The sequence below is a fragment of the Anaerobacillus sp. QJM3NY_32 genome (genome assembly GCF_056173645.1).
On the sequence record NZ_CM149684.1, the window covers coordinates 4307325 to 4321240 of the forward strand.

The window sequence follows — 13916 nt, forward strand, 5'->3', positions numbered from 1 at the left end:
GTTTACTGCTCCTGTTCCGGTTCACGCATATAGTAGCCAACGCCACGTCTTGTAATAATCCATGTCGGATGGCTTGGATTATCTTCGACTTTCTCGCGTAATCGACGTACTGTTACATCTACTGTTCTAACATCGCCAAAATAATCATATCCCCAAACAGTTTGTAACAAATGCTCTCGGGTCATAACTTGACCTATATGTTTTGATAAATAATGTAGCAATTCAAATTCTCTATGTGTTAACTCAATTGATTCTTCACGCTTCGTAACAAGATAAGCATCTGGATGAATCGTTAGCGCACCCACTTTAATAAGCGAGTTCGGTGAAGATTCTTTCTCAGGCTCCTGCTGACGACGGCGCAAATTGGCTTTTACACGCGCAATAAGCTCACGTGTACTGAAAGGCTTTGTCACATAATCATCAGCACCAAGCTCAAGACCTAGCACCTTATCAATTTCAGAATCCTTTGCCGTTAGCATAATAATTGGCATTTCATATTTTTTACGAACTTCACGACAAACTTCCATTCCGTCACGTTGAGGTAACATGATATCAAGAAGAATCATATCTGGATTCTCTTCCTCAACTTTAGCAATAGCCTCGTCTCCATCGTAAGCACAAACTACCGTAAAGCCTTCCTTCTCAAGATTAAATTGCAGAATATCCGCAATTGGTTTTTCATCGTCTACAACAAGAATTTTCTTGTCCATTATGAACGCTCCTTCTTTGATATGACAATATCAATTTACCGTTGATATGAAACATGCATACTTTTGTCTATTTTATCATATTATGTAGGTTTTATTACGATTCCCTACCGCTCTTCCCTTAACTTCTATAAGAGAAACGCTACGTCCTTTCTCTTTCGTCTTATAACATCGTTACCTAATGGCTTATGAAGTCCTACTAATGCATTCGCCCTTCAAACACATCTTTCGCCAGGAAGCCATAAAAGAAACCTTCAGTTTTCACTGAAGGTTATTTTTTCACGTAATTCATTGGATTTTCAAGATCACCGTTCTTATATACTTCAAAATGAAGATGAATACCTGTTGAATCTCCTGTATTACCCATAACTCCAATTTTGTCACCCTTCTGAACCGTATCGCCAACTGAGACAGAAATGGACGCCAGGTGAGAATAAGTTGTTTTTAAACCGTTATTGTGATTAACAGTAACCTGGTTCCCATAACCACTTCGCTTACCTGCAGCTGTAACCTTCCCATTATCCACTGTACGGATTGTTTTATCTGATACCCCCGCAATATCGATTCCTTTATGGTAAGATCCCCAGCGATCGCCCTGCTTACTTGTAATTGTTCCTCCTACAGCAGGCCATGCAAATGAACCAGTTCCTTTTGAGGGAATTACCTTTGTTCCAATTTTAATTACCTCATCTACAGGTTCCTTAGAAACATCTTCTTTCACAACCTTCTTTTCAACGGCTTTTCCATTTTCGCGTTTTACTTTATAAGTAACAGTCTTCTTACCCTTTTCTCCATCTTGCGCTACTTTCTTCTCACCTTTTAAGAGAGAATCACTTTTCTTTTTAGTAACTTGATATGGAATTTCTTTTGTTTTTTCAATTTCTACCGTTTCCATCACGTTTACAAATTTATTCTTCTCAAGAACGTTTAATTGATCACCCTTCTGTATCTCATCCTCACTAGAAAGGTTATTTTTTTCCATTAATTCTTTAACATCCATGTTAAACTTTTTAGCTACTTGTTTAAGAGATTGGTTTTCTGTAACTTTATATGTTACCTCTTCTTCAAAACCTGATTTAAGGAGGGACACTCCTTCCTCCTCCGTTAAAATATCCTCTGGGTTCACTTCATTCTTTTCAACTGTAAACGGTTGTGAGAGCTCAACAGCATCGATCGGATGAGGCTTATCACCTGATTCGAATACATTCAGACTTGTTCTCTCAATTTGCTTCACTTTATCATCAGTAAGTAAGGACTTAGCGTACTCCCATAGAGCATCTTTTGCTTGTTCCTCACTCACGAAGCTCCCTACCTGCTCTCCATCAAACGATAGGGTATACCCTTCACCAGTAAACGTAATTTCTTCATCTAATTGCTCGAGTGCTTCCTTATTGTCAACTGAAGGTTTAAATAAGCGTTCCGTCACAACCTCCACGTCATTCTCAACTGATAACTTCACACCATTTGCTTCTTGTTCTTTTTTTAATTCCTTTATATTCTCGTTCAACACCGCTCGACTATCCACAGTGCCTACGTTTTCTCCATCTATATAAACGTGATAAACAGGCTTCATGAGATTATAAACTGATGCACCAACTGGTTCTATCCAAAAAAGTGTACTAACACTCGTTACAATGACCGAAAGTTGTATAAAACGACGTACATTTATTTTTTTCATGCGACTTCCCCCCGCTAAAGCTAAAACTATCTTTTTTGCTCACGTTTCGCACTTTATCACATACAGGAAGTCACATGGGTACAAATACTCAACTTGTAATAAAAATGTAGTCGTTTCGTCACGATCGTGGCAACTCATACCAGAAAACTGGAAGGTTCTTCATCGATTACCTTACACTTTGAATAAGGATCACAACTGCAAGAAATAGTTCGCTTTAAAAAATCTACAACAAAAAACGCATACCTCTCAATGAGAGATATGCGATATATGTACGTTGTTAATTGAAAAATAATGGTGGCTCCGGACGGAATCGAACCGCCGACACGTGGATTTTCAGTCCACTGCTCTACCGACTGAGCTACAGAGCCATATAAGATATACTGTCCATCAGCTTATGCTGTGTAAAACTCTGTCCCTTCCTCTACAAGCCTTGCTTTGAAGCTAGCTGTGTCGGGACAACTCGTCGGAAATTCGATGAAGCTTTGCTCGTTGCTCTACCGACTGAGCTACAGAGCCATATTACTAATTCCATTTAATAGATTAAATGGCGGTCTCGACGGGAATCGAACCCGCGATCTCCTGCGTGACAGGCAGGCATGTTAACCGCTACACCACGAGACCATTCTAATATTGTTCACTTACGTTTGAGAGAAATCATACCAAGTTATGCGTTTAGGTTGCCCCTGAAGGGACTCTGATAAAAATTTAACAAGGAAGATTAATCGACGCAGTTAAATTTTTGGTTGCGGGGGCAGGATTTGAACCTGCGACCTTTGGGTTATGAGCCCAACGAGCTACCGAACTGCTCCACCCCGCGACGATATGAATGAAAGATTGCTGCACTTGCTTCTTTATGCTGTGCACTGTTTCGTCCTCTGCAAGATTATGCTCCGATGCGTATCCGTCGAAACAACTCGACGTTGATTCAATGAAGTAACGCTCGTTGCTCCACCCCGCGACGATATGTATCATTTTCATCTAAAGAAAATGGTGAGCCATGAAGGACTCGAACCTTCGACCCTCTGATTAAAAGTCAGATGCTCTACCAACTGAGCTAATGGCTCGTCATAAGTATCGTGTAACGACGACAAGATTTATCATATCATTGGATTTCATAAAAAGCAAGAGATCTTGAAAAGAAAATAAAAAAACAGCCATGGAGTAAGTTAACTCTGTCCTAATTTACCCCTTTGCCTGTTTATTTAATCGCTCTTTCATCATTTCACGAATTTCTTGTTTCCGACGATGACGTTTAATAGCGAAACGATTGACCTCTTGAAAAATGAGAGAGGATTCCTTATCTGTTTTGAGATGAAACTTCACACCAAAAAAGTGGCTTGCTCTTGTGTTTGGATCATTAGGATCGTTTGGCTTCCCCCACACCACTTCACCTGTAATGCGAAATGGTTCATCATTTAACTTAATCGAAAACTCCATATTCGTATGCATTGGCGCTTCGAAATCTACAGAAAAACCAATACCTTCGAGTCCGATATCATGAATATAAATTTTATGGTTAAAATCCGTAGCGACAGGTGTGTTCTTTTCAATAATTCTCATCCTTGCAGCAAAAGGAACGTCAAGCTGCTGACGAAAGACCTGTCTTTTATTCCGACTCATGCGAACACCTCATCAAAGTTTAACAATTTTGATAGTCCAAGTTTACCACAAAAATCGTTTTTCTGCAGAATTTTCCAACTTCTAATGTTCTAAAAAAAGCTGGCAGTCTCAGCTGCCAGCTCGATTAATTAAGCAAAAACGCCACGAATCATATTTGTTTGATTACGGTCTGGACCTACTGAGAAGATTGATAATGGAATACCTGTCAATTGTGAAACACGCTCAATGTAGTGACGTGCGTTAGGTGGTAAATCACCAAGGTTTTTCACACCAGTAATATCTTCTGTCCAACCAGGCATTTCTTCATAAACAGGTTCACATTCAGCAAGAACCTTAAGGCTTGCTGGGAACTCTTCAATAACTTCACCTTTGTACTTATAGGCTGTACAAATTTTAAGCGTTTCGATGCCAGTCAGTACATCAATGGAATTTAGAGAAAGATCGGTAATTCCGCTTACGCGGCGTGCATGTCGTACTACAACACTGTCGAACCAGCCAACTCTGCGCGGTCTGCCAGTCGTTGTACCATATTCATTTCCTACTTCACGAATTTGGTCGCCTACTTCATCATGAAGCTCAGTAGGGAACGGACCGTCACCTACTCGTGTCGTATAAGCCTTCGAAACACCAACAACATGATTAATTTTACTAGGTCCTACACCTGAACCAATTGTAACCCCACCAGCAATTGGATTTGAAGACGTTACAAATGGGTATGTACCCTGATCGATATCAAGCATGACACCTTGTGCACCTTCAAATAGAACACGACGTCCTTCATCAATGGCATCATTAAGGACTACTGAAGTATCTACAACATACTTTGCAATCTTTTGGCCGTACTCGTAGTATTCTTCAAGAATATCTTCTTTTTTAAAGCCTTCAACTTCATACATTTTCTCTAGAAGACGATTTTTATCAGTTAGGTTACGCTCCAGCTTCTCTTCAAATACTTCTCTGTCAAGTAGATCACAAATACGGATTCCCACTCTTGCAGCTTTGTCCATATATGCTGGGCCAATTCCTTTTTTCGTTGTGCCAATTTTATTTTCGCCTTTGTACTCTTCTTCCACTACATCAAGCTTCAAGTGATAAGGAAGAATAACATGTGCGCGATTGCTAATGCGCAGGTTATCTGTATTAATATTGCGTTCATGTAAATAGGCAAGTTCTTCAAGAACAGCTTTTGGATCAACAACCATTCCGTTTCCGATGACACAAATTTTATCGTCATAAAAAATTCCTGATGGAATCAAGTGAAGTTTGTACTTCGTATCATTAAATACAATTGTATGTCCTGCATTGTTTCCACCCTGATAACGAGCGACAACTTCTGCATTTTCCGAGAGGTAATCCGTAATCTTTCCTTTACCTTCATCGCCCCACTGTGTTCCTACCACAACTACTGATGGCATTTGAGCACCTCCAGATGCTTCCTACGATTAATTCATCAAGAAGCATACTTCTTTTTTTAAAAAACCCAGGGTAAGTGTACCAATTTGATGGTTGTAAGTCAACAAACCCGAACAATTATATAAATAAATATAATTATGTTCGTTATTTAGTTATTTCTTTTGAATAAAAATAAGACAAATGGAGTGCTTTTATTATGCTCATTTTTGTGAACTATAATAAAAAAGCCTCATAAAAGAGGCTTTTTTAGGCACCTGGTGGCATGTCACCTTCATCATGACGCCTTTCCAGGTTAACGAATTTATTGTATTCTTTCACAAAAGCAAGCTCTACTGTTCCAACTGGGCCATTTCGCTGCTTTGCAATAATAATTTCAATGATGTTTTTATTTTCCGATTCCTTATCATAATAATCATCTCGGTATAAGAACGCGACAATATCAGCATCCTGCTCAATACTTCCAGATTCACGTATATCAGACATCATTGGTCTTTTATCCTGTCTCGACTCAACTCCACGAGAGAGCTGTGATAGTGAAATGAGAGGTACTTCTAGTTCACGTGCAATGCCTTTTAAGGACCTCGATATTTCGGAAACTTCTTGTTGTCTGTTCTCCCCAGATCCATTACCACGAATAAGCTGCATATAATCAATTAGAATCATGCCAAGGCCCTTCTCCTGCTTCAAGCGTCGACATTTAGCACGAATATCACCAACTCGAATACCAGGAGTATCATCAATATAAATACCGGCATTTGAAAGACTACCCATAGCCATCGTCAGCTTCTGCCAGTCATCTCCTGTCAGTCCACCTGTTCGAAGACGTTGTGCATCAATATTCCCTTCAGCACAGAGCATACGCATGACAAGCTGTTCAGCACCCATCTCAAGACTAAAGATCGCAACATTTTCATCCGTTTTCGTAGCGACGTTTTGAGCAATGTTAAGAGCAAAAGCTGTCTTACCTACAGAAGGTCTTGCTGCAACGATAATCAAGTCATTTCGTTGAAAGCCTGCGGTCATTCGATCAAGCTCAGAAAACCCTGTAGGAATGCCTGTAATATCTTCCGTACTGTTTTGTAGCATTTCAATATTGTCATAGGCAGTTACAAGAACATCTTTAATAGATATAAATGCTCCTGTATTCTTTCGCTGAGAAACCTCCATAATGGATTTCTCAGCTTCTGATAGAAGGTTTTCAATCTCATTTTCTTTCGCATATCCATCGGAAGCTATATCAGTGGCGGCGCGAATAAGTCTTCTTAAGATTGATTTCTCTTCTACAATTTTAGAATAATACTCAACGTTCGCAGCCGTAGGAACTGAATTAGCCAGATCACTTAGGTAAGACACTCCACCAATTTCTTCAAGAATTTTAAGATCCTGCAGCTCTGATGTAACCGTGACAAGATCGACAGGCTCACCCTTCTCGGAGAGATCAATCATGACAGAGAAAATCTTCTGATGTGCCGCTCTATAAAAGTCTTCTGGCTGCAATACTTCCGTTGCTGTTGTCAGAGCATCAATTTCTAAGAAAACAGCACCGATTACCGCTTGTTCAGCTTCTATATTTTGAGGTGGCGTACGATCAGCAAATAAATCACTCATGTTGTTTTCCCCCTGAGCATTTCGCTATTTTCCACCCGTGATCACCTATTATTGCTCTACCACATGTACTTTAACAGTTGCTGTTACATCATGGTGCAATTTAATGGGTACATTCGTGTATCCCAGTGAACGGATTGGTTCATCAAGCTCGATTTTACGTTTATCCACTTTAATGTCGTGCTTTTTCAGTTCTTCAGCAATATTTTTACTTGTAATGGATCCAAATAAACGGCCGCCTTCACCAGATTTTGTTTCCAATTCAACTTCAAGGCTTTCGATTGTTTCCTTCAGTGCTTTAGCCTCATCAAGCTCTTCCTGAGCCTTTTTATCATCACTGCGCTGTTTTGCTTTTAAAGTTTTCATATTTGCATTATTTGCTTCTAGAGCTAGATTATTCTTCAACAGATGGTTACGAGCATAACCGTCTGCCACATTTTTCACTTCGCCTTTTTTACCTTTACCTTTTACGTCTTCTAAGAAAATCACTTTCATGATTCATCTTCGCTCCCTTCCAAATAGTTATCAATTGTTTCCTTAAGCAATTCTTCTGCTTCTTCGATTGATCCAGAATCAATTTGCGTCGCAGCATTGGTTAAGTGCCCACCGCCATTAAGGCCTTCCATTATAATCTGAACATTAACATCACCAAGCGATCTTGCGCTAATGCTAATCTTACCATCAGTTCGTTTTGAAATAACGAAAGAAGCAATCACGCCGCTCATTGATAAGAGCGTGTCTGCGGCTTGCGCAATCAATACTTGATCATATGTTTGATCTCTTTCACCGAGTGCAATCGCAATACCGCTTCGATAGATGTGCGATTTCTCAATAATTCTGGCTCTCCTAATATACTGGGCAATGTCTTCACGTAGAAACTCCTGTACAAGAACAGTATCAGCTCCATGTGCCCTTAAATAGGATGCAGCGTCAAATGTTCTAGAACCGGTTCTAAGCGTAAAGCTTTTTGTATCCACAATAATCCCTGCTAAAAGAGCTGTTGCTTCCATAATGTCCATTTTGAGCCTTTTAGGCTGGTATTCAAAGAGTTCCGTTACAAGTTCAGCTGTAGAAGAAGCATATGGCTCCATATACACAAGAACTGGATCTTCAATAAACTCTTCTCCACGTCTATGATGATCAATAACAACCACATGGTCAAGCTTTTGTAAAAGGCGCTCTTCCATCACAAGAGAAGGTTTATGGGTATCGACGACAACTAGAAGCGTATTCGGTGTACAATTCTCAAGCGCATCTTCAGGGTCAATAAAGCGAGCCCAAAGTTGGTCATTCCCTTCAATCTCTTCCATTAATCTTGAGACACCACTTGTCCGTTGGTTTTGATCAAAAACGATAGAACCTTCTTTTCCATTAGCCTGTGCTACTTTTAATATACCTATCGATGCACCGATAGAATCCATATCAGGATTTTTGTGTCCCATAATTATGACTTGATCACTATCCAGTACAAGTTCTCTTAAAGCGTGAGAAATAACTCGTGCTCGAACCCTTGTCCGCTTTTCAATTGGATTGGTCTTTCCTCCATAGAACTTCACTTTCCCGGTTGTCTGCTTAATCGCCACCTGGTCACCACCACGTCCAAGTGCTAAATCAAGACTAGATTGAGCTAATTGACCAAGTTCCGTAAGTGTACTATGGCCACTACCAATACCTATACTCAATGTAATGGAAATGTTCTCTTTCGAAGTAGCTTCACGCACTTCATCAAGGATAGAGAATTTATTTTTCTCCAAATCCTGAAGGATCTTTTGATTTAATACAGCAAAGAATTTCTCAGATGAACTTCGCTTCAAGAAAATTCCCTGCTCATCAGCCCAGTTATTTAGAATCGAGGTAACAGAGCTGTTTAAGTTACTACGCACCTGATCACCAAGTCCCTGGGTTACTTCTTCATAGTTATCCAGATAAATAATCCCAACAACCGTTTTTTCTTCGCTATAAAGACGTTGTATTTCTACTTTTTCACTCACATCAAAGAAATAGAGAAGTCTTTCTTCTTGTTTGAAATACGTTTTGTACTTACGATCATGGATCGTTAAAATTTCTTCATTCGCTTCTGACTTCAAAAAGGGAATAATTTGCTCTGATATATCATTCAACGAAAGTCCTATCAACTGTTCTTTCTCCATCATGATAGGCAAATATGGATTGGTCCATTCGATGTGATAATCCTCATCATACAGCAATATTCCAAAAGGCATCTCCATAAGAGCCTCGTCTCCCACCTTCTTCACGCGGTGAGACAGAGTTGATACGTAATCCCTAAGTGCAGCTTGAAATAAAGATTCAGCTCGAATCGCTGTATAAACAAGAAGCGTCATGACCACTACGCTTCCAACCCCTAATATCCAGTTGTAATAGGTGATGATGCCGATAAACAGGATGGAAATGACGAACAAGGCTACCACATGATAACCATGCCACCGTTTCGTTAAAAACTTTGGCATACTTTCAGCTCCTACCTATGATTTCATTCTCCTTCGCAATTCGAAACCAAGATCAATGATTCCAATAATAACAATAAATGATGTTAGTGCGAAGCCAAGAACCGTTAACAGAATTGGCACGACGATGGGCCACCCCTTTTGATGGCTAAAAAAGTAAATGACTGCAATCCCCTGAACAAATATCAGTGCGTTGAGTATTAAGTAAACGTTAATGGATGCAACAAATACAGCAGATCCTTCTTCTAATCCTACCATCATAACAATAGTAACAACTAAATAATACCATAAAAAACTCTTCGGAAATGACCATTCTCGGATTGGTGGAAAGACTGGTGGATGAAAATTCCCTACCCTCTTTAAAATCGGCACCGAAATAAGTTGAGATATAAGCGCAATAACCGCCCCCATTAACACAAGAACAGTTGGGATAAGATATCGAATCAAACTAATTTGCTCCCTAGCCTGAGCAATTTGATCCGAATTCCCCCCTAAAGCTTTCGCCATTGACTCAGCATGTTGAAAAGATTGATTCATCATTTCCATAGATAAATCGGCTGGATTTTGACCAATAAGTAAAATACTTGAAATGAAAATGATAACCAAACCAACAACATAAGCAATGGTACTACCAAGTAAAACAGCAAGCGCAGATTTACGAAGATAATATAAGTACCCAGCAGTTAAACCACCAAGACTAAATACTAAGGTAAAAGCAAACGAAGGTATACCAGCTGTTAATACCCCAATAACGATAGTGACGGCCCACATCACCAATCCACTCTTCAACCCATTCCGAACTACCATTAAAATAAACGGCACTGGAAGAGCCCATAAAGTAATTACACCAACAACAGGAACATACATCGTTACCAAAAATAAAACAGCAAACACAGCCGCAAGCGCAGCTCCTTCAACTAACGGTACAACAGCACGATTCTTCATCATTAACTCCTTTTCAGTAAAGCGGAAGTGGGCGATTAGGTCCGACTACTAAATAAATCTACATTCAGTCTCACGCCCTACCATACCAGTGTTTACACGAATTAAATAAACTACCTTTTATATAATTCAAAAAAACGGGTCGAAATCCCCTTACTACATTGTAAGAATTTCTGCCCGTTTCAGCAAATGTTTCATTAATTTGAATAGTAAGCATTAAGAAAAGGCTGTTTTCTAAACAGCCTACTATGTATTACATAAGAGATAAAGACTCTTCTTTTGCGCTATCCATTTCATTTTGAAGCCATTTTTCTAATTGCATAGATGCTTCGGTAGCATCCTCACCGTCAGCAATAAGAAGAAGTGAGTCATTTTCTTTCACCGTAAGATTGAACGTTATAACGCTAGTTAAGTTCTTTGCGTTAATGCTATGACCATTACGATAAAGTGACACGTGACTGTTAAACGATTTCGCTTTTTTTACGAATGCCATAAGGGAGTTCATACTAAGCTGCTCTGTCAGATTAATTGTTGTTGTTTCCACATTTTTCATTATTGTGGTTCCTCCTTACAGATCTCTTGTAAGGTTCTTATTCCCTCAAAATGTGAAATGATAAACCACTTATTCTCAAACAATGTAAAAAAACATTATTTCAGAATAAACTTGTATAGAAAAAAACAGTGGGACATTGTCCCACTGTTTTAAAACTTACTCACCAAGTACGTATGGTAGTAAAGCCATTTGACGAGCACGTTTAACCGCACGAGTCAATTGACGTTGATATTTAGCGCTAGTACCTGTTACACGACGTGGAAGAATTTTTCCACGCTCAGATACGAAGCGCTTAAGAAGATCTGTATCTTTATAGTCGATGTAAGTGATTTTGTTTACTGTGAAGAAACAAACCTTTTTACGACGACCTCTGCGTCCACCTGGTCTTGCCATGGGTAGTTACCTCCTTTGCATTTAAAATTCGATCTCTGTTTTCACCGCTCGAAACAGAGAGTATTAGAACGGCAAGTCATCATCTGAAATGTCGATCGGCTTGCCATCGCTCGCAAACGGGTCATCTCCAAAATTGGAGTGATCACGGTTGTTATCACGATTTTGGTTCTGATTCCCGTAACCGCCGGTTTCTCTGTTTTGGTTGCCGCCACCGTAGTTACTACTGTTACCGCTTCCGCCACCGCCTTGGTTAGAACCTTTAGGCTCGAGAAATTGGACGCTTTCAGCCATCACTTCTGTCACAAACACACGCTGTCCCTGGCTATTATCATAAGAGCGAGTCTGAACTCGTCCATCTACACCAGCAAGGCTGCCTTTTTTCAAGAAATTGGCTGCATTTTCTGCCTGTCTGCGCCATACAACAATGTTGATAAAATCAGCTTCGCGGTCTCCCTGCTGATTCGTAAACGGGCGATTCACAGCAAGTGTGAAGTTCGCAACCGCTACGCCACTAGGGGTATAACGCAATTCAGGGTCTTTTGTTAAACGTCCAACTAATACGACGCGATTCAGCATCAGAACCCCTCCTATTTATAAAACAATTACTTTTTAGCTTCTTCTAGGTTGATCGTCATGAAACGAAGAACATCGTCGTTGATTTTCATCAAACGGCTGAATTCATCAATCGCTTCAGTATTACTGTTAATGTTAAGAAGCATGTAGATCCCGCTGTTGAAATTCTCGATTTCATAAGCAAGACGCTTCTTACCCATTTCTTTAGTTTCATTAATTTCCGCACCATTGTCTGTAAGGATACCGTTGAAACGCTCAACAAGAGCTTTCTGTGCATCCTCTTCAATGTTTGGACGGATAATGTACATAATTTCGTAGTTACGCATTCCGTTCACCTCCTTTTGGTCTAACGGCTCTTAACTGGAATTAAGAGCAAGGAGTAAGTATACAAAGATAATTACTCACAGCTTTAGATTATACCAAATTAATTCTTTATTAGCAAGTACCGTAGAAATTGAATCTATATCTTAAACGTTAAAGCGGAAATGGATCACGTCTCCGTCTTTTACAATGTACTCTTTTCCTTCAAGACGAACTTTTCCTTTTTCTTTCGCGATAGCCATTGTCCCAGCTTCAACTAGGTCATCATAAGCTACAATTTCTGCGCGGATAAAACCACGTTCGAAGTCTGTATGGATAATACCAGCTGCTTGTGGAGCTTTCATTCCAAGACGGAATGTCCACGCACGAACTTCTTGCTCACCAGCTGTGAAGTAAGTAGCTAGTCCAAGAAGGTCATAGGAAGCGCGGATTAATTTATTCAATCCCGGCTCAGAGATTCCGATGTCTTCAAGAAATGCATCTTTTTCTTCGCCTTCAAGTTCAGCGAGTTCGGATTCAATCTTCGCACAAACGACGATAACTTCTGCGCCTTCTTTTGCAGCATATTCACGAACTTTAGCCACATATTCATTATCAGTTGGGTCCAGAAGATCATCTTCGTCAACGTTTGCTACGTAAAGAACAGGCTTTTTCGTTAATAGATGGTAACCGTAAACAATTTTCTCTTCTTCTTCCGTTAGCTCTACGCTTCGAGCAGGCTGTTCTTCTTCAAATGCTTCCTTAAGCTTTGTGAGAACGTTAAATTCAGCTAGCGCTTCCTTATCTTTTTGCTTCGCCATTTTCTGAACACGGGCGATGCGCTTTTCTACTGATTCAAGGTCTGCAAGGACTAGCTCAAGGTTAATCGTTTCAATATCAGAAATGGGATCTACTTTACCAGAAACGTGTGTAATATTCTCATCATCGAAACAGCGAACAACTTGAGAAATCGCATCTACTTGACGAATATGAGAAAGAAACTTGTTTCCTAGGCCTTCGCCTTTACTTGCCCCTTTAACAATCCCAGCAATATCTGTAAATTCAAAAGCTGTTGGTACAGTCTTCTTTGGATTTACAAGCTCAGTTAGCTTTTGAAGACGCTCATCTGGAACTTCTACAATTCCAACGTTCGGATCAATTGTACAGAACGGATAGTTAGCTGACTCTGCTCCTGCCTGTGTAATTGCGTTAAATAAAGTTGACTTCCCAACATTCGGAAGTCCTACAATACCGGTGGTTAATGCCATCTCGGTCACTCCTTTAAAAGTATCTGCCTCAGAAGGCGATTTTTATAAATATAAAGATGGCTAAATGAGCCATAAATAGACTTTTTTGATCATCTTGTTCAACGAACGACATACCTTATCAATTATAGAGATGACGAAGCAAAAAAACAAGCGTCCCCCTTTCTCTATAAGTAAAATGACCGCCCAATATGGACGGTCACGATTCCGCATGCTCAAGAACTTTTTTCAATTTTCTAGAGAACTCTTTTCTTGGAAGCATCACACTATGGTCACACCCGAGACACTTGATTCGGATATCTGCTCCCATCCGAATTACTTTCCAACGGTTTTCTCCACACGGATGCGCTTTTTTCATTTCGACAATGTCATTCAAGCCAAAGTCTTTATCAGACATAAGGA

At 39.8% G+C, this 13916-nt stretch carries 14 protein-coding genes and 4 tRNA genes; all 18 read right to left on the reverse strand.

Annotated elements, in window-relative coordinates; genetic code table 11:
- Positions 1 to 2: 2 nt before the first annotated feature.
- The 18 genes from yycF to AC0VYH_RS22115 all read right to left on the reverse strand — a co-directional run bounded on the left by yycF (position 3) and on the right by AC0VYH_RS22115 (position 13911).
- Positions 3 to 710 (reverse strand): response regulator YycF, encoded by a 708-nt coding sequence (yycF, locus tag AC0VYH_RS22030; RefSeq protein ID WP_098445599.1) that lies wholly within the window; start codon positions 708 to 710, stop codon positions 3 to 5.
- A gap of 268 nt (positions 711 to 978) precedes the next feature.
- Entirely contained in the window at positions 979 to 2385 is a 1407-nt protein-coding gene (locus tag AC0VYH_RS22035; RefSeq protein ID WP_475373162.1) for a peptidoglycan DD-metalloendopeptidase family protein, read from the reverse strand.
- 292 nt (positions 2386 to 2677) lie between these two features.
- Positions 2678 to 2753 (reverse strand) — tRNA-Phe (locus AC0VYH_RS22040).
- Between the two features lie 177 nt (positions 2754 to 2930).
- Positions 2931 to 3006: transfer RNA gene (locus tag AC0VYH_RS22045), tRNA-Asp, on the reverse strand.
- Between the two features lie 119 nt (positions 3007 to 3125).
- Positions 3126 to 3202: transfer RNA gene (locus tag AC0VYH_RS22050), tRNA-Met, on the reverse strand.
- A gap of 171 nt (positions 3203 to 3373) precedes the next feature.
- Positions 3374 to 3449 (reverse strand) — tRNA-Lys (locus AC0VYH_RS22055).
- Positions 3450 to 3567: 118 nt separating this feature from the next.
- Entirely contained in the window at positions 3568 to 4005 is a 438-nt protein-coding gene (locus AC0VYH_RS22060) for a PilZ domain-containing protein (RefSeq protein ID WP_194218166.1), read from the reverse strand.
- Positions 4006 to 4133: 128 nt separating this feature from the next.
- Positions 4134 to 5420, reverse strand: a complete 1287-nt coding sequence (locus tag AC0VYH_RS22065) for an adenylosuccinate synthase (protein ID WP_194218165.1) — start codon at positions 5418 to 5420, stop codon at positions 4134 to 4136.
- Positions 5421 to 5664: 244 nt separating this feature from the next.
- Complete coding sequence (dnaB, locus tag AC0VYH_RS22070; protein WP_194218164.1) at positions 5665 to 7026, reverse strand: replicative DNA helicase; 1362 nt, start codon at positions 7024 to 7026, stop codon at positions 5665 to 5667.
- Positions 7027 to 7074: 48 nt separating this feature from the next.
- Positions 7075 to 7518: a 50S ribosomal protein L9 gene (gene rplI / locus AC0VYH_RS22075; RefSeq protein WP_194218163.1), complete on the reverse strand. Its 444-nt coding sequence runs from the start codon at positions 7516 to 7518 to the stop codon at positions 7075 to 7077.
- The gene (locus tag AC0VYH_RS22080) at positions 7515 to 9491 is read right to left on the reverse strand and encodes a DHH family phosphoesterase (protein ID WP_404683851.1); all 1977 of its coding nucleotides are present in this window, start codon (positions 9489 to 9491) and stop codon (positions 7515 to 7517) included. Before AC0VYH_RS22080 ends, rplI begins: the two co-directional genes overlap by 4 nt.
- A gap of 15 nt (positions 9492 to 9506) precedes the next feature.
- Complete coding sequence (locus AC0VYH_RS22085; protein ID WP_475373163.1) at positions 9507 to 10433, reverse strand: YybS family protein; 927 nt, start codon at positions 10431 to 10433, stop codon at positions 9507 to 9509.
- 250 nt (positions 10434 to 10683) lie between these two features.
- On the reverse strand, positions 10684 to 10983 hold the full coding sequence (locus AC0VYH_RS22090) for an HPr family phosphocarrier protein (protein WP_475373164.1): 300 nt from the start codon (positions 10981 to 10983) through the stop codon (positions 10684 to 10686).
- Positions 10984 to 11139: 156 nt separating this feature from the next.
- Complete coding sequence (gene rpsR / locus AC0VYH_RS22095; RefSeq protein ID WP_048311135.1) at positions 11140 to 11376, reverse strand: 30S ribosomal protein S18; 237 nt, start codon at positions 11374 to 11376, stop codon at positions 11140 to 11142.
- A 63-nt stretch (positions 11377 to 11439) separates the two neighbouring features.
- Positions 11440 to 11952 carry a single-stranded DNA-binding protein gene (gene ssb / locus AC0VYH_RS22100; protein WP_098445609.1) on the reverse strand — a complete coding sequence of 171 codons (513 nt, stop codon included), beginning with the start codon at positions 11950 to 11952 and terminating at the stop codon, positions 11440 to 11442.
- A 26-nt stretch (positions 11953 to 11978) separates the two neighbouring features.
- Positions 11979 to 12275, reverse strand: coding sequence for a 30S ribosomal protein S6 (gene rpsF, locus AC0VYH_RS22105; RefSeq protein WP_048311133.1), 297 nt, complete (start codon positions 12273 to 12275; stop codon positions 11979 to 11981).
- Between the two features lie 141 nt (positions 12276 to 12416).
- Positions 12417 to 13517, reverse strand: coding sequence for a redox-regulated ATPase YchF (gene ychF / locus AC0VYH_RS22110; protein WP_194218157.1), 1101 nt, complete (start codon positions 13515 to 13517; stop codon positions 12417 to 12419).
- A gap of 196 nt (positions 13518 to 13713) precedes the next feature.
- Entirely contained in the window at positions 13714 to 13911 is a 198-nt protein-coding gene (locus AC0VYH_RS22115; protein WP_430244397.1) for a DUF951 domain-containing protein, read from the reverse strand.
- Between the last annotated feature and the right edge of the window lie 5 nt (positions 13912 to 13916).